The following is a 20582-nucleotide window of genomic DNA, read 5'->3' on the forward strand; positions in this document are numbered from 1 at the left end:
GAAGACATGGCAGCGCACAGCGCTAGGCTGTGTGGACGAATTGGGGATGCATTTCGCCGGGATTTGCATCGTTCAAGATCGAGGAAATCCGGTCAAGGTGATGCTTGTGCATCATCAAGACGGATTTGCGCTGGAATTGAGCAATGCAAACATGGCCCAAAGGGTGAGACAAGTGCCTGCGATCTGGCACCGCCGGTCCTTTGACCGTATATCGATACGCTCTGCAGGACCGTCGCCGTCATATCTTGGCACTTGTCTCACGAAATACGTCTCCAATTCGTCCACACGGCCTAGGCTGACGCAAGAAAAAAACGGCATATCTATCGAAGCTAAGGAAGCGGCTTGGGCACGTGATTTTCATTATATGCAACGCCGCTTTCGGACCTGCCCATCAGGGCAACGCGAATTAATACTCCGGTTAAAGAATTGGGGCATTCGGCGTGAAAACGAGGCTTGGCCAAGACAAAAATGCGCCCAGCTAACAAAAATTAATACTCGAATTTTTGACCTTCAGAGAGCGCTGAAACGGGATGCCAGATCCGATAAATTCATAAAAAACAATGGAATGTAGAGTAACTGGCAAATCTAGTTAGAGTTCTTCGTAAAATTTATAAAAACACGATTACATTCTCCAAATACCTGTTTCTGTCTTCTTTAAATCTCCAATTCATTTTGTGGCCAGAGCCGAAGACCGGCGTAAGATTCAATCTGGTAATGAAAATGAGTGAAGCGTTGAAAACAGAACTGGTGAACTTCTCGGAGCTGACCGGGGAAGCAGCAAGCGCCCGCCGGGCAGAATTGGCCCGCCATGTGGCAACGCTCTTTGCGTTGACATCCGACAGATGCTCTGACGAACAGGTCGATATTTACGACTCCGTGCTGCTACGCTTGGTGGATATGGTGGAATCTGAAGTCCGCCGTTTTGTCGCCGAGCAGATGAGCACCTTACGCCGCGGTCCGGAAGAGACCATCCGGCGTCTTGCAAGTGATGTGATCGAGGTGTCCGAACCGATCCTCGTGCGCTCAACCGTCCTGCGCGATGCTGATCTGGTGTCAATTGCAGAAGAGCAAGGCAATGATCATCGCTACGCAATTGCACAACGTGAAGTGCTCTCCGCGGACGTCAGCGAGATCCTTGTCCGGCGCGGTGATCTGAAGGTCAAGCGGAAGATTGCCAGCAACGAAGGCGCAAGCCTGTCAGGGTCTGCCATCGAGATCCTCATCTCCGATTCCGCTGCCGACGCAACGCTTCAGCTCAGCTTGAGCGACCGGCCGGATCTCGCCGAAGCGCAGATTGCCAGCCTGATTTCCATCGCGAGCGACGAAGTCCGCAAGAAATTGCAGACATCCGGCCGTTCCGATGAAACCGCGCAATTGAATGAGGCTGCCGATATTGCCGCGCGGCGCATGTCCAATCAGTACTGGTTGGGCCGGTACGATTTTGAAACAGCTCGTAGCCGCATTCTTCTTTTGGCGAAAAAGGGCATGGTGAATGAAGCCGCTTTGCGCCGGTTCGCGTCCGAAGACAGGTTCGCCGAAGCCGTCGCCACCTTCGCGTGGTTGGTTCGGTGCGGCGTTGAGGAAGCCAGCCACTGGATGGTGCGTCCGGACCCGGAGCCGTTTGTCATTCTCGCAAAAGCCTCCGGCTTTTCGTCGATCACCGTCGGGGCATTGTTGAGCATCGGCCCATGGCGTCATCGCCTGACGCCTGAGACTCGCAGCAACGCGATGAACCTTTATGAGCGCATGACTGTTGCAGAAGCCAAGCGCAAGATCGCCCATTGGAGCTACAACGTTCTGAAGTGATTTGACCAGGCAGATTGTGCAAGACATCAAGCCCGGCCTCTGTGCCGGGCTTTTTTTCGTCCGCAACTATCGTGCGAGATGTCTTTTTTCCTTAGCGGAACCGTGCTTTACAGGGCGAAACAGATTCTGCAAAGAGCGGGGCCAAGGGGTATGCGCAGATCCGTCCATCAACTACAGCAACATAAGCTGCCTCCGGCGATGCGCGCTTTTTTCGGCCGCGTTCCGGTCCTCGCAATTGCGGTCCTGAGCTTGCTGTTTGTGAGTTTAAGCGCCGGTTCGGATTATGCCCATGCCCAAGGCCCCGCGAGCTTATTATCGGCGGTAAGTGGCGGTTCGAAGGAAAAGGCTGCGGAGACAACCGCAAAACACACAGAACCTGCCTCTGAGGGAGGCGGTGTCAGCGCCGAAGAGGGCGGCGGCGCGATGATGGAGTCTATGGACGAGTTTGCGGATGAAGCCGTCCGTGCCCGCGACACTTTAAAATCAATCGTTCAGAAGATCCCGAATATTCGCGCTGCGATGGTCGATACGCTTCGCTCGCAAGGCGAAGACCAAGGACTGGGCTGGATATCATCCGCGCTGATCGATGTCGTGATCGCGGTTCTCTTCGGTCTTGCGGCCTCGACGTTGCTGGCGCGTTGGGGTCGGCGGCAGTTCGCGGGAATGTATAAACCCGACGTCTACACCCGTTCCGACAAGATCATCTATCTGTATTTGCGGGCGATTTTGATGATCGCCGGGGTGGTCCTCTATTTTGCCGTGGCGACGGTTGTTTATCTCCTGATTGGCACTGGTCTGGAAGCTGCCAATGAAACCGCCCTCGTCGCCTTCAGTATGAGCGCCGCCTTCATGGCACTGCGGATCATATGGATGAACCTGCTGGCCCCGGATGCGGAAAGCCATCGGTTGGTCGCGCTGAGCAACAGGGAAGCGAAGGGTCTCTACCGCTTCTTGCTGGTCGGCAGTGGCATATCAATAGGAGCGATCGCGTTCTGCCTCTGGATGGAGCGTCTTGGTCTGCCGCAGGACATTCACAAACTGGCGCTCATTGCAGCGTCTGGTCTGTCAATGGTTATCCTGTGCGTCATTGCCGTGGCGTATCGAGCGGTGATAGCGCGCTTGATCCGCGGAGGTGCAGGTGACCAAGCCCCGATGTGGCGCCGGGTGCTCGCCGCTGTTTGGCATCTCATCGCCGTTATCTACTTTGTGATTGCCTGGGGAATTTCTGCTCTTCGGATCCTTTTGGACTTGCCGTCCGCGACAGGACTTGTGGGGGCTCCGATCCAGGTTTTGCTGGTGGCAGCCGTTGCTTATGGGCTGCTTATCCTTCTGATCGACCGTGTGTTGTTGCCGCGTCTTGATACCGCCAAAGCCGAAGCGAAGATTGCGGAAGACATTCAGCGGGCGGAAGAGAGCGAGGGTGCTGAGCAGGACCCGGAAAGCACGCTGGCCCAAGCACATGCTGAAGCTGCTGACCGCGAAGCCGATCGGTCCCCGTTCCGTGCACTGTTGGATCGCGGCGCTGCGATCCTAGTGGTCTTCGGCGGACTGGACCTGTTGACGTCTCTTTGGGGTGTCGGCATGGCCGGGGAAGGGTCGATCATTGGATCCTTCATTGAGGTCCTGCTGGTTATGTTCCTTGGATACATGGCGTATGAGGCGGTCAAGATCCTGATCGACCGGCAGATCGCCAAGGAATCTCCAGCGGAGAAAGACGAAGAAGCTGAAATTGGCGGGGCCGGTGAAAGCCGGATTTCGACCCTGCTGCCGATCTTCCGGAACTTCTTGCTGATCACCATCGTGGTGATTGCGGCCATGGTTGTTCTGGCTGAGCTGGGTGTCAATATTGCGCCGCTCTTCGCCGGTGCCGGTGTTGTCGGTTTGGCGGTCGGTTTTGGCGCGCAGACTCTCATTCGGGATATCTTTTCCGGTGCCTTCTACCTGATCGATGATGCTTTCCGGAAAGGCGAATACATCGACATTGGCAGCGCCAAGGGGACTGTCGAGAAAATCTCGATCCGCTCGATGCAGCTGCGCCACCATCGCGGTGCGCTTACCACCATTCCGTTTGGCGAAATCCAGCAGGTGGAAAACTTCTCGCGCGACTGGGCCATCATGAAGCTCGCCTTCCGGGTCACCTATGACACGGATGTCGAAAAGATGCGCAAGATCATCAAGAAGTTTGGCCAACGGCTTCTTGAGGATGAGTACTATGGACCGATGTTCCTCGCGCCGCTGAAATCCCAGGGCATCATGTCCATGGAAGATTCAGCCATGATCGCCCGGGTGAAGTTCACCGCAAAACCCGGCAAGCAGTTCGAGTTGCGGAAGGTGATCTACGCAGGCCTGCGCGATCTCTTCGAAGAAAACGGCATCAGGTTTGCCCATCGCCAGGTTACGGTCCGCGTTGCCGGCGCCGGAGATGATGAGGACGATGGTGCCAACGGCAAAATATCACCGGAAGCGGCCAAGGCTGCTGCAGGTGCCGCGGCCATGTCGGGAATGCTCGACGAAGAAGCCAATGGAGACAGCGGTCAGGATGACCCGATCTGACGGTGGATAAGCTCTTATAGAAAAAGGCTCTGCGGAGATATCCGCAGAGCCTTTTTCATTTCTGGCAAGGCCTCTCGGCCATTGCACCGAAACCTTACTGCGCCTTGCTTGCCGCCGCCCTTAGAGAGTCGGCTGTGCCCTGGATAAACGCCAGCACGTTTTGAACGTCGCCATCGGTCAAATGGGCATCAAAGCGCGGCATGCCGTTGTGCAGTCCGGCACCTTGCAGGACCCAGGCGTCCGCGTTGGTTAGGACTTCCGGTTCCGAGTAGCCAAGGTTTGGTACTGCACCGCCATTGTTGACCCCCGGCACACCGTGACAAAAAAGACAGTTGGAGACATAGGTCGCCAGCCCTGCCGTGACCTGTTCCGGGTCATAAGGAACGCCGGAGACGAGTTCGGTGCGTGTCGACAGTTCCGCTGTTGGAATCTCCTCGGTGGCGCCAATCCGGAAAGTAAAGACCCGGCCCGGCCCGACCTTTTCGGTTGCCCGCTGCATGAGGCCATAAACCCCGCCCCAGCCGGCTGCAATCGTAACGTATTGTTCGCCCTCGTGTTCCCAGGTCATGGGGGCGGCAATGACGCCGGATGTCATGGGAACCTGCCAGAGCGTCTCTCCGTTCGTGGCATTGTAGGCAATGAACCGGCCGTCAGCGGTTCCCTGAAACACTAGATTTCCGGCCGTGGTTAGGGTGCCGCCATTCCAGGGCGAGACATATTCCGCGCGCCAGGCCTCCCGCTGGTTCACCGGGTCCCAAGCCAGTAGGTGTCCGAAGGGCGTTGCTTGTGGCGCCACCACGTTGAAGAGGTAGCCAAGGTTCCAGCCTACTCCTGACATGGTCGACATGGGCTTATGCGAATTGAGCTCCCAACTCGGATCGGTCGACTGCACCAGCGGCACACCTTGGGCCGGAATATACACAAGCCCGGTATCCGGATTAAAGCTCATGGGATGCCAGTTATGCGCACCGTAAGCGGATGGAACCGGTTCGAACGGCTTGTCTTTTGAGCGGGCATCCGGGTTTTCGATAGGCCTGCCATCGGCGTCATAGGCCTTGGCCCAAGTCGTCTCAACGAATGGTTCTGCTGAAATGAATTCGCCGTTGGTGCGGTCAATCACATAGAAGAAGCCGTTCTTCGGGGCCTGCATCAGCACTTGGCGCTTATCGCCGTCGATCTCGAGATCGGCAAGAATGATGTGCTGCGTAGATGTGTAGTCCCAAGTATCCCCCGGTGTATTCTGGTAGTGCCAGACATAGTCACCGGTGTCCGGATTGAGCGCGACGATGGAGGCGAGAAACAGGTTGTCGCCGCCGGCGGGTGAGCGCAAATGCTGGTTCCAGGGAGAGCCGTTGCCGGTTCCGATGTAAAGAAGGTTCAGCTCCGGATCATAGGCCATGGCGTCCCAAACCGTGCCGCCGCCGCCAGCTTCCCAGTATTTGGCTGACGGATCCCAGGTTTCCGCCGCCATTTTCATGGCGTCATTTTCATAAGGCTTGGCCGGGTCGCCAGGCACCGTATACCAGCGCCAGACGGTGTCTCCGGTCTCTGTATCATAGGCTGAGATGTAGCCGCGCACGCCAAACTCGGCGCCACCATTGCCGATGATGACCTTGCCGTTGACGACCCGTGGCGCCCCGGTCACGGTGTAGGACATATCCCGGTTTTCAATGGTGTCGATCTTCCAGAGTAGCTCGCCGGTGACAGCATCCAGGGCATGCAGATAACCGTCATAGGATCCAACGAAGACCTTGCCTTCATAGATGGCAACGCCCCGGTTGACGACGTCGCAGCAACCCTTGGCGGCATATTCGCCGGGCACCTCTGGATCATACACCCAGAGCTTTTCTCCCGTGATGGCGTCCAGCGCATGAACAACGGACCAGGATGCGGTGACATACATGACACCATCAGCCACGATCGGTGTCGCCTGAACACCGCGGCGGGACTCCAGATTGTAGGACCAGGCCAACCCAAGCTCACCGACATTGTCGGCCGTTATTGTGTCGAGTTGAGAGTATCGTGTTTCGGCGTAATTCAGGCCGTAATTGAGCCAGTTTTGATCTGACGCGTCGTTTTCGATGATCGTTGCCGTGTTGATGCCGCCGGTAGCCGCGCGAATGGCGTCAGCCGTAATTGGCTCAGCCGCCGCCAGATGGGGGCTGACAAGAAGTGCCAGTGCCCCGCCAATAAAGCGTTTCATGAATTGTTTCCTCCCTCACGAATTTATTGTTTGCCCCGCGCAGGGCACCGTCCAGCGGTCCAACCTCAGGCTCTCCTCCAGGTGGTTGAACTCAGTGACGGGCAAGCGGGATAGAAACGTGCCTCCCTGTTTTGATGTTAGTGAATAATACTAATGCGAATTAAGTTGGGCGCAACTGAATGCGCGTTTCTCGTGCTAAAGTACAAGAAGCACTTATCGCGCGTAGTGGCGGGTGTGACAAGCGATTAAAAGGATTTGCTGACGTCTTCGGCAGGCTTAACTGCTTGATCTGTTTCGGCTGAAACCAAGGCGCTTTGCAGGCATTTCAAATTGCACAATCTCAGCATTCGGCCGTGTATCATCTACACGTGTGAGCTCGGCCTTTAGAAACTTGCGTGAACGCAGCTGTGTGCGGGTGAGGCCAAGATCAGCCAAAACACTATCGGGTTCCTCCCGGAGCAAGTGTTGTCTCTCCAAGGCCAATTGCAGGAACTGCTTTATTTTTGTGGTTTTGTCGTGCAACCAGTTTGCCAGACGGTATTTGTGAGAAAATCTCTTAAGGCAGTGGTTTTGACTGGGGAAGGAAATAACTCGTGCCGTTTGCGGCGTCGAGATGGGTTTGAAAACGAGCTTTTGTGTCTTCACGGTATTTGTCCGGAATAAGAGCGGAATGATTTCACTATCACGAAAAAATATCGCCTGGTCGAAGGAGAAGTTGTCAGTCTATTGTGAGAAAAAAGAACATATTTCGCGAGGTGAGAGACTGAGATGAAACGGCTGCCACCCTTGAATGCCTTGCCAGCTTTGGAAGCGACGGCGCGGCTCGGATCCATGAGTGCCGCTGCAGATGAGCTTGGCCGGACCCATGGCGCGATCAGCAAGCAGCTCGCTCATCTGGCAGAGCAGGCGGGTGTCGCCTTGTTCCGGAAGGACGGGCAGGGGGTGGCCCTGACCCCGGAAGGGGAAAAGTTTGCAAAGACGGTCGGTGGGTCGTTGCAGGAGATCGAAGCGGCTTGGCGGGGGCTCACGCAGCTTGCTGACAGTCCGACCCTCGACATCGGAATCAGCGCGACGTTTGCCATGCGCTGGCTGATGCCGCGCCTGCCGCGTTTCTATCAGAGGTATCCCGATGCACAGGTCAACTTCCGGATGACCGGGAAACACTGGCTGCCGGAAGAGCAGATGGATGCCATCCTGACCTGGGACCGTTTGCGCTGGCAGTTCGGAGGTCGAACGGACATTGAAATTCTGGGCGATGTCGCTTTCGGTATTGTTCACGCACCCGGTCTCGGCGTTGACGTAAAGGAGCACGTGCTGACGGTTAAAAACCGCTGCGTTCAGGAGTTGCCCGGCGATGTGTGGGGAGCTTATCAGACGCTGGCCGGAGTTGAAGTCGTCTCGGAAACAGCGACGGCTTACCCGCATACGTTTTTGGTGATTGAAGCCGCCTTGGCCGGTTTGGGAGCAGCTCTGGTGGAAAAGCGCATTGTGGCGGAGGAGCTGGCGGATGGCCGCCTTGTGGCCCCCTTTGGATTCACGCTGATCAAGGATGGTTTCGGTGCGATTATTTCTCAACGAAAACGGCCGAAGCGTCTGGCGCGCGCCTTTCTGGGCTGGCTGCGTGAGGAAGCGGAAGCTGCGCAATAGCAGTCCCGTTAACTGTTGATTTGCCAATATTGTCGCTCAGAGACAAGAGCGTGACGCATTTGGGTCGCTGGGCTTGCATCGTCAATGTGTTTGATATAAAGATATCTTTATATTGACATTGGCGGTGAGTAAATGACCGAGCGAAACACCCTATCTGTGGAAGAGACCCTGGCCGCCTTGCGGGCAGTGGGGGAAGCAACGCGGATCCGTCTGATCGCTCTGCTGGCGCAAAACGAACTCACCGTGAAGGATGCCACTGCGATCCTCGGTCAGAGTCAACCGCGCATCTCCCGTCATTTGAAACTGCTTGCTGAAGCCGACGTCATCCAACGCTTCCCGGAAGGCTCGTGGGTCTACTACCGTCTGTCGGACGGCCCCGAGGGCGCATTGGCGCGTGATGTCGTAGCCCGGATCTCTGATGAAGACGCCGTTCTGGCAGCCGATCAGGAGCGTTTTCAGGCTATCCGCAAAGCCAAGGCGGAAGAGGCAGCTGCCTTCTTTGCCGCCCGTGCGCTCACTTGGGATCGGGAGCGCTCTTTGCATGTGCTGGAGGCCGACGTTGAAGCGGCTATGCGCAATGCGCTTGGCGATGCACCGTTCCAGACATTCCTTGATCTTGGAACTGGCACAGGCCGTCTTCTGGAAGTCTTTTCTGATCAATATGTCTCAGCGCTTGGGGTCGACGCCTCCCATGACATGCTGGCCGTCGCGCGGGCGAATTTGTCAAAAGCAGGCCTGAATAATGCCCAGGTTCGTCATGGCGATGTCTACGCCCTGAATGTGCCGCCGAAATCCTTTGACGTGGTCGCAATCCACCAGGTGCTGCACTTCCTGGATGATCCGGCACGTGCGCTTGCAGAAGCTGCACGGGCTTTGCGCCCCGGCGGGCGCTTGCTGATTGTCGATTTTGCGCCGCATGAGCTTGAGTTTCTGCGGGACCAGCATGCCCACCGCCGCCTCGGCTTTGCAAGCGAGCAGATGGAGCGCTGGCTGGACGCGCTGGATCTCGATCTTGAAAAAACAACCGACCTCGTTCCCGGCGAGGCCGATGACAGCAAACTGACCGTTACCCTTTGGCTGGCCCGCGATCGGCGGATCATCACCGACGTGCCTGCCCAGAATTCTTCCCGAGAGGTTGCCTGATATGACCGTTTTGTCATCCCGACTGTCCCGAGGTGCTACCCAGACACCGATCACCGCATCTTTCGAGTTCTTCCCCCCGAAGTCCGAGAAGATGGGTGAGACACTTTGGGAAACGGTCCAGCGCCTTGCGCCGCTCAACCCGTCCTTTGTGTCGGTCACCTATGGTGCAGGCGGATCGACCCGCGAGCGGACCCACAAGACCGTCGAGCGCATCTTGAACGAGACCGATCTTGCTCCGGCGGCACACCTGACTTGTGTCGGCTCTCCGAAAGCGGAAGTCGATGCGATTGTTAAAGACTATTGGGATCTTGGTGTACGCCACCTTGTGGCTCTTCGCGGTGATCCGCTTGCGGGCATCGGCGCGGTCTATGAGCCGCATCCTGAGGGATATGCCTACGCGACCGATCTGGTTGAAGGCATCAAGAAGATCGCCAACTTCGATGTTTCGGTATCCGGCTACCCGGAAAAGCACCCCGAGAGTGGCAGCTGGCAGAAAGAGATCGACAATCTGAAGCGCAAGGTTGATGCGGGCGCGGACCGGATCATCACCCAGTACTTCTTCGACAACGATCTGTTTGATGATTACCTGGACCGTATTGCAGCGGCGGGCATCAATATCCCGGTGATCCCCGGCATCCTCCCGATCCATAATTTTGAGCAGACCATGGTGTTCTCCGCAAAATGCGGCACCTCGATCCCCGAATGGGTCGCGCGGCGCTTTGCCGGTCTGCAAAACGATCCGGAAACCCGCAAGCTCGTCGGTGTTGCCATCGCTTGTGAGCAGGTGATGGATCTGGTCGACCGCGGCCTGACGGACTTCCATTTCTACACGATGAACCGTGCCGATCTGACATACGCGATCTGCCACATGCTCGGTATGGGGCAGCAAGGCACCGAGAAAGTGGCAGCCTGAAATAAATCCTTTCGCTGCCATCCCGACAATGAGCCGGAACCGCATGAGTTTGAGATATGAGGGCCCCGGATCAGGTCCGGGGCGGCATGAGCTTAACTGATGTCCCGGTCTTGAACCGGGACCTCACGAGTTTGGAATAACGCGGCCCGGAGCAAGTCCGGTGCGGCAATGTCAAAAATACAGCCGTCCCGGCCTCAAACCGGAATCATGGCCAAGAGGTAGGAAATCCCCGTGACCAAGTCTGACGCCTTCGCGCGCCTTCAGGAGATCGCAAAATCCCGCATCCTCGTGCTGGACGGAGCCATGGGGACTGAAATTCAGTTGCTCAAACTGGACGAGGCAGCCTATCGCGGTGAACGCTTCAAGGACTGGCCGTCGGATGTGAAGGGCAACAATGACCTCCTCAGCCTGACAATGCCGGACGCCATCCGTCAGATCCATGTCGACTACCTGGAAGCAGGCGCTGATATTGTCGAGACCAACACGTTTTCCTCCACCACCATTGCCCAGGCCGATTACGGCATGGAGGACTTGGCCTATGAGCTGAACCTGGAAAGCGCTCGTCTGGCGCGAGAGGCCTGTGATCAGGTAACAGCCCAAGACCCATCCCGTCCCCGCTATGTCGCTGGGGCGCTTGGGCCGACCAACCGCACTGCATCCATTTCACCGGATGTGAACAATCCCGGATACCGGGCCGTCAGCTTTGATGATCTCCGGATCGCCTATGCAGAGGCTGTTCGCGGCTTGATTGAAGGTGGTGCGGATATTCTTCTCGTTGAAACCATCTTCGACACGCTGAATGCCAAGGCTGCGCTGTTTGCCATTGAAGAAGTGTTCGAGGAAATCGGCAGAGAAGTGCCGGTTATGATTTCTGGCACGATCACCGATCTCTCTGGCCGGACACTTTCCGGGCAGACACCGGAAGCTTTCTGGAATTCCGTGCGCCACACCAATCCGCTGACCATCGGCCTCAATTGTGCGCTCGGCGCAAAGGAGATGCGGGCACATGTCGATGAGCTTGGCCGTGTCGCCGATACGCTCGTCTGTGCTTATCCGAATGCCGGTCTGCCAAACGAATTTGGCGAATATGATGAAAGCCCGGAGCATATGGCTGGTCTCATTGAGGAGTTCGCCTCCGCCGGTCTCGTCAACATGGTCGGCGGGTGCTGCGGCACCACGCCTGCGCACATCAAGGCGATTGCCGAGGCGGTCAAGGACAAGGCTCCGCGGCAGATCCCGGAGGTTGACCGGTTCATGCGCCTGTCGGGTCTTGAACCCTTTACCCTGACGCCGGAAGTCAATTTTGTGAACGTCGGCGAGCGGACGAACGTCACCGGCTCAGCCCGGTTCCGCAAACTGATCAAGGAAGGCGACTACGCCACCGCGCTCGACGTTGCCCGGAGCCAGGTCGAGAACGGCGCCCAGATCATCGACATCAACATGGACGAGGGGCTTCTGGATTCCGAAGAAGCCATGGTCACCTTCCTCAATCTTGTGGCAGCTGAACCCGATATCGCCAAAGTGCCGGTGATGATCGACAGCTCCAAGTGGACGGTTATCGAAGCCGGACTGAAATGCATCCAGGGCAAAGGCGTGGTCAACTCGATCTCCCTGAAAGAGGGCGAAGAGGCGTTCCTGGAGCAAGCCAAGCTGATCGGGCGCTACGGCGCGGCTGTTGTCGTCATGGCCTTTGACGAACAGGGCCAGGCGGACACCTTTGAACGCAAGACCGAGATCTGCGCGCGCTCTTACAAGGTTCTGACTGAAAAGGCAGGATTTGCACCGGAAGACATCATCTTTGATCCGAACATCTTCGCGGTTGCGACAGGGATCGAGGAACACGACAACTACGGCGTCGACTTTATCGAGGCGACCGGCTGGATTCGCGAGAACCTTCCGCATGCGCACGTTTCGGGCGGGGTGTCCAACCTGTCATTCTCGTTCCGTGGCAACGAGGCCGTGCGCGAGGCGATGCACTCCGTGTTCCTTTTTCACTGCATCAAGCGCGGCATGGACATGGGCATCGTCAACGCCGGTCAGCTGGCGGTCTATAACGATCTCGATGCCGAACTGCGCGAGCTTTGCGAAGACGTTGTTCTGAACCGCCGGTCTGATGCGACCGACCGGATGCTGGACGCGGCCGAGCGCTGGAAAGGCGAGGGTGGCAAGAAGAAGGAAGCCGATCTCACTTGGCGGACATGGGGCGTCGCCAAACGACTGGAGCATGCGCTGGTTCACGGCATTGACGACTATGTGGTGGAAGACACAGAGGAAGCCCGTCAAAGCTTCGACCGTCCGCTGCATGTGATCGAAGGTCCGCTTATGGACGGGATGAACGTGGTTGGTGATCTCTTCGGATCCGGCCAGATGTTCCTGCCGCAGGTGGTCAAATCCGCTCGCGTCATGAAAAAGGCCGTTGCTTATCTGATGCCCTTCATGGAGAAGGAAAAGGAAGAGCAGGGCCTCACCGGTCATTCCTCGCAGGGCAAGATCCTGATGGCAACGGTGAAGGGTGACGTCCACGACATCGGCAAGAACATTGTCGGCGTGGTCCTTCAGTGCAACAACTTCGAGGTCATCGACCTTGGGGTCATGGTGCCAGCTGCAAAGATCCTGGAGACGGCCAAGCAGGAAAAGGTCGACATCATCGGTCTCAGCGGACTGATCACTCCGTCGCTGGATGAAATGTGTCACGTTGCAGCTGAAATGGAGCGCGAAGGACTGGATATTCCGCTGCTGATCGGTGGAGCCACCACGTCAAAGATCCACACGGCAGTGAAGATCCATCCCAACTACGCAAAGGGACAGGCGATCTATGTGACCGATGCGGGCCGAGCGGTTGGCGTTGCCTCAAAGCTGATGAGTGAGGGAGGGCGTGCGCCGTATTACGGTGAGGTTCGCACGGAATATGCGGATATAGCCGAAAAGCATGCCGCTGGCCGGGGAGCCGCCCGCCGGATCCAGTTGTCGGATGCCCGAGCAAATGCTTTCAAGGTTGATTTTGAAGGTAAGGCGCCCGTCAGACCGAACCAGTTGGGAACAACGGTGTTTGACGACTTCCCGCTGGAAGAACTGGTGCCAGTAATCGACTGGACACCGTTCTTTGCGACTTGGGAAATCAAAGGCCGCTACCCGCAGGTTCTGACCGATGACCGGTACGGCGTGGCAGCAAAGGCGCTTTTTGATGATGCCCGGCGGATGCTGGACGAGATCGTCGAAAAGAAACTTCTGACAGCGCGCGGTGTTGCGAAGCTGTGGCCGGCAAATGCGGTTGGCGACGACATTCTCGTCTACACTGGCGAAAACCGCGGCGAAGTCGCGGCGACCTTCCACACACTCCGCCAGCAAATGGCCCGCACGTCCGGTGGCCGAGCCAATGTCGCCATGAGCGATTTTGTGGCGCCGCTCGACAGCGGCATCAACGACTGGATCGGCGGATTTGCTGTCACCGCAGGTCACGGCGAGGACGAGCTGGCCGGCCGTTACGCGAAGCAGGGCGACGATTACAACAAAATCCTGTCACAGGCTCTCGCGGATCGTCTTGCAGAGGCATTTGCCGAGAAGCTGCACCAAATCGTGCGCAAGGATCTTTGGGGCTACGCCGCGGATGAAACGTTGTCCAGTGAAGACCTGATTGCAGAGAAGTATCAGGGCATCCGTCCGGCACCGGGCTATCCGGCACAGCCGGACCACACGGAGAAGGACACGCTCTTCCGCTTGCTAGATGCGGAAAAGCTGACGGGCATTCAACTCACCGAAAGCCGGGCCATGTTGCCGGGCTCATCCGTCTCCGGCCTCTATTTTGCGCATCCGGACAGCCACTATTTCGGTGTCGGGAAGATCGAAAAGGATCAAGTCGTGGATTACGCAAGGAGAAAAGGCTGGGATGTCGAGTACGCAGAACGCTGGCTCGCTCCAATCCTCAATTATGATCCGGCGCAGCTACAAGCCGCGGAATAGATCACCTCTTTCAATCTGTTATGCTTTGAGCAAATCCCGCGGCCGGTCCGCGGGATTTTTTTCGATGGTTAGTGATAAGTTGGCTAACAAATTGCGTTCGCCATGCTGCATCAGCTTTACGTCGGGAAGTTAAAGGAAATTTCATAAAAAATGCACATTGTGCGCCTTGAAAAGGTGCACGTGGTGCGCTAAATTTGTTTCCATAATAAAAGAACCCCACCCGGTTTCCGGGGAAAGGAGATAACAATGATTGTGCAAGTCGCTAAGACACTTCTGGTCAACCATCGTCAGGACTACAACCGTGACCGTTTGCCGTGGCTGCCCGCACGGCTATACCGGTCATTGCGTGAAGCCCGTCAGGGCCGCAAGGCGAGCTGAGACAGCTCTTTAGTGGCCCCGTACCGCATCCGGCCCAAGCGGAAAAACAAACAAAATACTTCGGATAATTTGAAACACTGAAAACCCGGCCTCGGCCGGGTTTTGTTTTGGTCTGGTCAAGCCAGAACTCGGGTATGGAAACGGGCTCCAATCAAATTGGAAACAAGGCCGTGAGTTCAGCCTCGCCCTTTGAAGAAATATGGACCACACGGCTGTCAGGTTCGCGACGGAGCCATTTGTTTTGCTGAAAGCGGGACAACAGGGCAGCTCCCACCGCACCGGCCAGATGATTGCGCCGTTCGCTCCAGTCGAGACAGGGGCGGCACAATGGTCTGCGAGCGGCCTTCAAAGGTGCAAGGTCAACGCCGATCGTCGCTAAAAAAGCCTCACCGGTCTCCGTCAAAGCAATCCCGCCGGCATCAGTGGATGTGGTCAAAAAGCCGCGCGTTTCGAGACTGTCATAGATCCGGACTGCCATATCGCCGGCAAGATGATCATAACAAACACGGGCTGTGCGCATGGCCGGATCACGAGGTCCGGTGCGGGTGCGCAAATGCCCCTTGTTTGCCGCAAGCCCCATCAAGGCCTCAAGGGTCGTGCCAACGTCCGGGCCTGCCAGAGTGAAATACCGGTGCCTGCCCTGTTTGGCCTGAGCGAGCAGCCCGCCTTCCATGAGTTTTTTAAGGTGAGAGCTGGCTGTCTGGCCGGTGATCCCGGCTTCGACTGCCAGTTCTGTTGCAGTGAGCGCCTTGCCGCTCATCAGGGCTGACAGAATGTTGGCTCTGGCGGGATCGCCAATGAGTGCGCCAATCCGTGCAATGTCCGGTCCGTCTTTCATGGTTCGATCTCCATCAAAGTGTGGCCGTAAGATTGGCATGTGGCGGCAGGGAGCGCCAGTCACAATGCTTCGATCCGCGTCGAAGCATTCGAAGCGGCAATTGTGGCACATCCTCGGCCGGCACAACGAAAGAGGACCGTCGCCATGATCACTTGCTTCATCCGCTATCACATCGATCCTACCAAAAAGGCTCAGTTCGAAGAATATGCACGCAACTGGGGACAGGCGATTCCCCGCTGTGGAGCGGACCTCATCGGGTATTTTTCTCCGCATGAGGGCTCGACCACTCTGGCGTATGGCGTTTATTCCATTGAAAATTTGGCAGCCTACGAAGCATACCGGGCCCGGCTTTCCGCCGATCCGCTTGGACAGGAGAATTACGCCTTTGCCATGCGCGAAAAATTCATCTTGAGAGAAGACCGGACGTTCTTGAAACTGGCCTCAACACCGCATGGCAAACTGATCGGGTTTGAGGGAGAGCATCAATGATCGCAGTCATTTTCGAGGTCATACCGCAGGAACACAAGAAGCAGGATTACCTCGATATGGCCGCTGAAATGCGGCCCTTGGTCGAAGAAATCGACGGTTTCTTGTCTGTCGAGCGGTTTCAAAGCCTGACCAATCCGGAAAAGCTGCTCTCGCTGTCCTTCTTCAGAGATGAAGAGGCGCTCGATCAGTGGCGTCAGCTGACCCAGCACCGCAAGGCGCAATCGGTCGGGCGGAACAGTTATTTCAAGGACTATCGTCTCCGGGTGTCACATGTGCTGCGCGATTACGGCATGACGGAGCGGGCGGAAGCGCCTTCGGACAGCCGCGCCTTGCATGATCGCGAAGAGGGATGACCGGGCTGAGATTGGAGTTCGGCCTACTGGGTCTGCTCGCGCTTCTTTGGGGCTCATCCTACATGTGGATCAGCCTTGCGCTAGACACCATTCCGCCGCTGACGTTGATTACATTCAGAGTTGGATTGGCGTCGCTGATCTTGGTTGCGATCCTGAGTTTTCGCGGTTTGCGGTTGCCGTCTGAGATGAAGACATGGCGCGCGCTCTTTATCCAATCCATCGTCAACAGCACAGGACCCTGGCTGCTTCTTGCCTGGGGACAGCAGTCCGTCGACAGCGCAGTCGCCAGTGTCCTGAACTCCACTTCTCCTCTGTTTGTCTTTTTCTTTTCCCTTTTCCTGATGTCCGGCAGTGACAGGCCAGCGGGGCAGCAGCTTCTCGGTGCCCTTGCCGGGATTGCGGGAATCGTTCTGATTGTCGGGACCGGAGCTTTGGAGAGTCTGGGCGGTGCTTTTGTGCCGCAAGTCGCGGTTCTCACCGGCGCGGCACTCTATGGGATTGCCGCGATCCGGGGACGCCAGTTTGCCCATCTGCCGCCGCTCGTCACGGCTGCCGGGACGCTCATTTGCTCGACCCTGACGCTGCTGCCGCTCAGCCTGATGTTCGATCATCCCTGGACCTTGCAGATTTCGCCTCAAAGCCTTTGGGCCGCGGGAATTCTCAGCGTTTTCTGCACTGCGTTTGCGTTCCTCATTTATTTCCGTCTGATCAATACGATCGGGCCCATGGGGACGTCCAGTCAGGCCTATCTGCGCTCCGGAATTGGTGTTCTTCTGGGTATCGTCTTCTTGAACGAGACACTGGATCTGGAAACGTTTGCCGGGATTTGCCTTGCCATATTCGGTGTAGTTCTGATCAACTGGCGACGCCCAAAGAAGCAAGCATCGAGTAAAACGGCACAGGAGAGCTCCGGATGAGTGTGTTGACGGTTTATGAGGCGGGATCCCGGCCAACAAAACGGGCTAACCCGGATTATTTCACAGGAACCGTTTGGCAGGACCCGGTGATCGAGGCCCCGGCTCCGGCGCGGGTTCAAGCGGTCAAGGTGACCTTTGAGCCAGGAGCCCGCACGCATTGGCACACACATCCCCTTGGCCAGACCCTACAAATCCTGAGTGGCGCCGGCTTCGTGCATTTGTGGGGGCAGGAAAAGCTGTCGATCATGCCAGGCGACGTCATCTGGATCCCGCCAGGTGTCAAACACTGGCATGGCGCGGCCCGGCACGTTTCCATGGTGCATATTGCGATCCACGAAGCCGAGAACGGGTCCGTCGCAGAGTGGCTGGAACCTGTCGATGAGGCCACCTACCGAGGAGATCTGGAAGCGCGGCGGTAAGGAGACTACATGGACGTTTTCATACGCAGACTGTCGGAAGCGGATGTCGCAACCTACAGGCAAATCCGGCTAGAGAGCTTGCAGCGGCATCCCGACTTGTTCGGGACCAGCTATGACGAAGAAGCGGCCCTGCCGGATGAAGTATTCGTGCAGCAACTGAGGACAAACCTAATCCTCGGCGGAGGGGCTGACGAACAACATATCACTGGAATTGTTGGTTTTATCGTTGGTGGAGCGGCGAAGGTCCGGCACAAGGGTATCCTCTGGGGGCTTTATGTGCAGCCGGAAGCCCGTGGGTCTGGATTAGCAAAAGTGCTGGTCAATACGCTTATTGATGCGGTGAAGGATGAAGTTGAGCAAATCCAATTGTCTGTTGGTACTCATAACATCCCGGCGGCCAGACTGTATCAGGGGTTTGGGTTTGAACCCTACGGACTTGAAAACAGCGCCCTGAAGGTGGGGGAGCAGTCCTTTGACGAAGTTCTCATGGCCCTCGATCTGCGCAAATTGAAGCAGTCCTAAGTTCGGCGAACCAAAAGCCGCCGCTCAAGAAACCTGAGGACTATTCTGGCGATTTCCCGAACGCGTAAAGGAGCGGCATTTCCGCATGTCGCCGGTCGATGAGGCACTAGCCGGAGGGGTCTGGAATCTCAACGTTAACGGGGTCCGGTCTGCTGCGAAACTCCACAGCCGTTAGTTCGCAGAGGCGAGGGATGTCCGGCTCAATCGCCACCAGGCAAGGCCGATCACCAGAGCCATTGCAGCGAGCAACGCCACACTTGCCAATCCCCATCCGCCCTCGACGGCCGTTTGAACCTGCGCACCGAACACATAGCCCGCACCGACCAATACTCCTGTCCAGAGGGCTGCCGACGCAGCATTCAGCAGCGTGAAAGTTGGCCAGGGCATCGGACCAAGGCCCATGGGCAAGGCCCCGATGGTGCGCATGCCTTTCGGATACCGGTACATGAAGACGTAAAGCCATCCGTACCTGGTGACCAACGAGGTGGCCGTTGTAAACGCACGTTGAAGACGGGGCCGGTGCGACAGGTCCGGAAGCCCGTAACGGCGGACCAGACCGAACCGCAACTCATCGCCGAGATACCCGCCCAAAAACGTAGCTGCTGCGACGGGGCCGACCTCAAGAGCACCCGTTTGAGCAGCAAACCCCGCGAACAATGGCAATGAGCCGCTCTTCAGCGCGCAATAGCCAAAAAGCAGCACATAGACCAAAGGGCCGTAAGAACTGATGAGGTCCAAGAGCGGTTCCAGAGAGATCTCCTGCGGGCACAATGTTTGAACTCAGGAGATCGAAGATAGGTCGTCTCTTGTCTGCGACCAGATCTGAAATGCCGACAGCTCTAAACCCGCCAGATCAGAAGCCTGCGTTCCAGGAACCCGATGACCATGTTGAGGATCACGCCAAGCAGGGACAGGATCACAACGCCGGCAAAAAGACGATCGAGGTCATAGAGCGATCCGGCCTGCAGCACATAGGCACCAATGCCGTATTCCGCGCCCAGCATTTCTGCGGCCGTCAGCAAGATAATGGCGATCGCCAGGGATATGCGAAGACCGGACAGGATACCTGGCATGGCGCCCGGCAGAATGATTTTTCGCACAATCGACAGCCAGGAGAGGCCGAAACTCTGACCCATGCGGATCAGCGTTCTGTCAACGTTGTCGACGGCTCCATAGGTCGCCACGACAGTCGGCGTGAAGGTGCCAAAGGCGATCAGGGCGTATTTCGACCCCTCGTCGATGCCGAACCAGATGACAAACAGTGGCAAAAGCGCGATCTTCGGCACAGGAAACAGAGCCGCGATCAGAGGTACGAGCCCTGAGCGGACATAGCTAAACAATCCGATGAGAATGCCGGTTCCGATCCCGGCCACGGCGCCGAGGAAGCCCCCAACCGCCAGCCTTGTCAGCGAAGGCGCCATATGGGCCGTAAACTGGCCCGACTGATAGAGTTCGACAAGAGTGCTGAGCACATCCGATGGTTTTGGAAGTGTCAGCGCCGAGATCCAGCCAGACTGCGTTCCCCATTCCAGAACCAGAATGAGCACAACAAAAACCGCGATGCCCGTCCAACGGCGCGGTTTTGGTGCAAAGCCGCCGCCGCGGAACCGAACGGTCTGGGCCGTGCCCTTGTTGCTGTCTGACAAAGAGGCATCAGCCATCGATCAATTCCGTATCAGCGGTCCGGGCTTCTTCCCTAAGAAGAGACCACAAGTGTTTCTGTGTTTTTTCCAGGTCTGGATCGCCCAGTTGACGCTCTTCCAGAGGCTTTTCGAGTGTCACGATCTCGCGGATCTTGCCCGGTCTGCGGGACAGGACCACGATGGAATGCCCAAGACGCACGGCCTCTGCTAAGTTGTGGGTGACATAGACGGAGGTAAAGGGTGTCCGCGTCCACAGCCCCACCAGGTCGTCCATCAACAGTTCGCGGGTCTGGCTGTCGAGGGCAGACAAGGGTTCGTCCATCAGCATCACAGCCGGCCGGACCGCCAAGGCTCTTGCAATTGCAACACGTTGTTTCATGCCGCCGGAGAGCTGCTTGGGCAGAGCCTTTTCGAAGCCGGTGAGATTGGTCCGCGCAAGGACATCGGAAATAATCTCCCGCGATTCCGAGCCTTTGATGCCATGGTCTTCCAGGACCAGCGAAATGTTGCCCTCTACGGTTCGCCAGGGAAGTAGCGCAAAATCCTGAAACACATACGTCAGCGGATTGAGACTTCCAGGCGGCGGCGATCCGATTTGAACAACGCGGCCCTTGGTCGGTTGTTCCAAGCCCCCGATGAATCGCAAAAGTGTGGATTTTCCGCAGCCGGACGGGCCGACAATGCAGACGATATGGCCGCTGGGGACGTCGAGCGTGATGTCTTCGAGCACGGTGACAGTTTCATAAGCGTGCCCGACGCCCTCAAGACGTAGGTCCATGAGTTACTCCGGGAAGTGGG

General features: G+C 57.0%; 17 protein-coding genes. 12 read left to right on the forward strand and 5 right to left on the reverse strand.

The genetic code is table 11. The annotated features are described in order from the left end of the window. Window positions 1-720 precede the first annotated feature (720 nt). Window positions 721-1806 (forward strand): DUF2336 domain-containing protein, encoded by a 1086-nt coding sequence (locus RBB44_RS22885; protein ID WP_306150323.1) that lies wholly within the window; start codon window positions 721-723, stop codon window positions 1804-1806. Between the two features lie 198 nt (window positions 1807-2004). Next, entirely contained in the window at window positions 2005-4359 is a 2355-nt protein-coding gene (locus RBB44_RS22890) for a mechanosensitive ion channel domain-containing protein (RefSeq protein ID WP_306150324.1), read from the forward strand. Between the two features lie 94 nt (window positions 4360-4453). On the opposite strand, the gene RBB44_RS22895 is transcribed toward RBB44_RS22890, so the two are convergent. Beyond that, a complete protein-coding gene (locus tag RBB44_RS22895; protein ID WP_306150325.1) occupies window positions 4454-6562 on the reverse strand; it encodes a PQQ-dependent dehydrogenase, methanol/ethanol family in 2109 nt (702 codons plus the stop codon). A 768-nt stretch (window positions 6563-7330) separates the two neighbouring features. Between RBB44_RS22895 and RBB44_RS22900 the strand changes: the two genes are divergently transcribed. The 5 genes from RBB44_RS22900 (at window position 7331) to RBB44_RS22920 (ending at window position 14603) form a co-directional block, all read left to right on the forward strand. Next, window positions 7331-8209 carry a LysR substrate-binding domain-containing protein gene (locus tag RBB44_RS22900; protein ID WP_306150326.1) on the forward strand — a complete coding sequence of 293 codons (879 nt, stop codon included), beginning with the start codon at window positions 7331-7333 and terminating at the stop codon, window positions 8207-8209. Window positions 8210-8341: 132 nt separating this feature from the next. Further along, complete coding sequence (locus RBB44_RS22905; RefSeq protein WP_306150327.1) at window positions 8342-9352, forward strand: metalloregulator ArsR/SmtB family transcription factor; 1011 nt, start codon at window positions 8342-8344, stop codon at window positions 9350-9352. A gap of 1 nt (window position 9353) precedes the next feature. After that, the gene (gene metF, locus RBB44_RS22910; protein WP_209173062.1) at window positions 9354-10265 is read left to right on the forward strand and encodes a methylenetetrahydrofolate reductase [NAD(P)H]; all 912 of its coding nucleotides are present in this window, start codon (window positions 9354-9356) and stop codon (window positions 10263-10265) included. Window positions 10266-10496: 231 nt separating this feature from the next. Beyond that, the gene (gene metH, locus RBB44_RS22915; protein WP_306150328.1) at window positions 10497-14225 is read left to right on the forward strand and encodes a methionine synthase; all 3729 of its coding nucleotides are present in this window, start codon (window positions 10497-10499) and stop codon (window positions 14223-14225) included. Window positions 14226-14471: 246 nt separating this feature from the next. Continuing rightward, window positions 14472-14603, forward strand: a complete 132-nt coding sequence (locus RBB44_RS22920) for a hypothetical protein (protein WP_286182913.1) — start codon at window positions 14472-14474, stop codon at window positions 14601-14603. Window positions 14604-14754: 151 nt separating this feature from the next. Here the strand turns inward: RBB44_RS22920 and RBB44_RS22925 are convergent, their stop codons facing one another. Beyond that, a complete protein-coding gene (locus RBB44_RS22925) occupies window positions 14755-15441 on the reverse strand; it encodes a helix-turn-helix transcriptional regulator (protein WP_209173063.1) in 687 nt (228 codons plus the stop codon). 144 nt (window positions 15442-15585) lie between these two features. Here RBB44_RS22925 and RBB44_RS22930 point away from each other — a divergent pair, with 144 nt between their 5' ends. Genes RBB44_RS22930 through RBB44_RS22950 form a run of 5 tightly spaced genes read left to right on the forward strand, consistent with a single transcriptional unit; the run spans window position 15586 to window position 18141 of the window. Then, window positions 15586-15930 carry an NIPSNAP family protein gene (locus RBB44_RS22930; protein WP_306150329.1) on the forward strand — a complete coding sequence of 115 codons (345 nt, stop codon included), beginning with the start codon at window positions 15586-15588 and terminating at the stop codon, window positions 15928-15930. Next, the gene (locus RBB44_RS22935; RefSeq protein ID WP_306150330.1) at window positions 15927-16283 is read left to right on the forward strand and encodes an antibiotic biosynthesis monooxygenase; all 357 of its coding nucleotides are present in this window, start codon (window positions 15927-15929) and stop codon (window positions 16281-16283) included. Before RBB44_RS22930 ends, RBB44_RS22935 begins: the two co-directional genes overlap by 4 nt. Then, window positions 16280-17200: a DMT family transporter gene (locus RBB44_RS22940; protein ID WP_306150331.1), complete on the forward strand. Its 921-nt coding sequence runs from the start codon at window positions 16280-16282 to the stop codon at window positions 17198-17200. Before RBB44_RS22935 ends, RBB44_RS22940 begins: the two co-directional genes overlap by 4 nt. Beyond that, a complete protein-coding gene (locus RBB44_RS22945) occupies window positions 17197-17619 on the forward strand; it encodes a cupin domain-containing protein (protein ID WP_306150332.1) in 423 nt (140 codons plus the stop codon). The genes RBB44_RS22940 and RBB44_RS22945 overlap by 4 nt, the downstream gene beginning before the upstream one ends. Before the next feature lie 9 nt (window positions 17620-17628). Then, window positions 17629-18141 carry a GNAT family N-acetyltransferase gene (locus RBB44_RS22950; RefSeq protein WP_306150333.1) on the forward strand — a complete coding sequence of 171 codons (513 nt, stop codon included), beginning with the start codon at window positions 17629-17631 and terminating at the stop codon, window positions 18139-18141. A 171-nt stretch (window positions 18142-18312) separates the two neighbouring features. On the opposite strand, the gene RBB44_RS22955 is transcribed toward RBB44_RS22950, so the two are convergent. The 3 genes from RBB44_RS22955 to RBB44_RS22965 all read right to left on the reverse strand — a co-directional run bounded on the left by RBB44_RS22955 (window position 18313) and on the right by RBB44_RS22965 (window position 20562). Further along, window positions 18313-18879, reverse strand: coding sequence for a DedA family protein (locus RBB44_RS22955; RefSeq protein WP_306150334.1), 567 nt, complete (start codon window positions 18877-18879; stop codon window positions 18313-18315). A gap of 101 nt (window positions 18880-18980) precedes the next feature. Beyond that, window positions 18981-19802, reverse strand: coding sequence for an ABC transporter permease (locus RBB44_RS22960; RefSeq protein ID WP_306150335.1), 822 nt, complete (start codon window positions 19800-19802; stop codon window positions 18981-18983). Continuing rightward, window positions 19795-20562 (reverse strand): ABC transporter ATP-binding protein, encoded by a 768-nt coding sequence (locus RBB44_RS22965; RefSeq protein ID WP_306150337.1) that lies wholly within the window; start codon window positions 20560-20562, stop codon window positions 19795-19797. Before RBB44_RS22965 ends, RBB44_RS22960 begins: the two co-directional genes overlap by 8 nt. Window positions 20563-20582 lie beyond the last annotated feature (20 nt).

The sequence above is a fragment of the Roseibium sp. MMSF_3247 genome, assembly GCF_030733765.1.
GTDB lineage: Bacteria > Pseudomonadota > Alphaproteobacteria > Rhizobiales > Stappiaceae > Roseibium.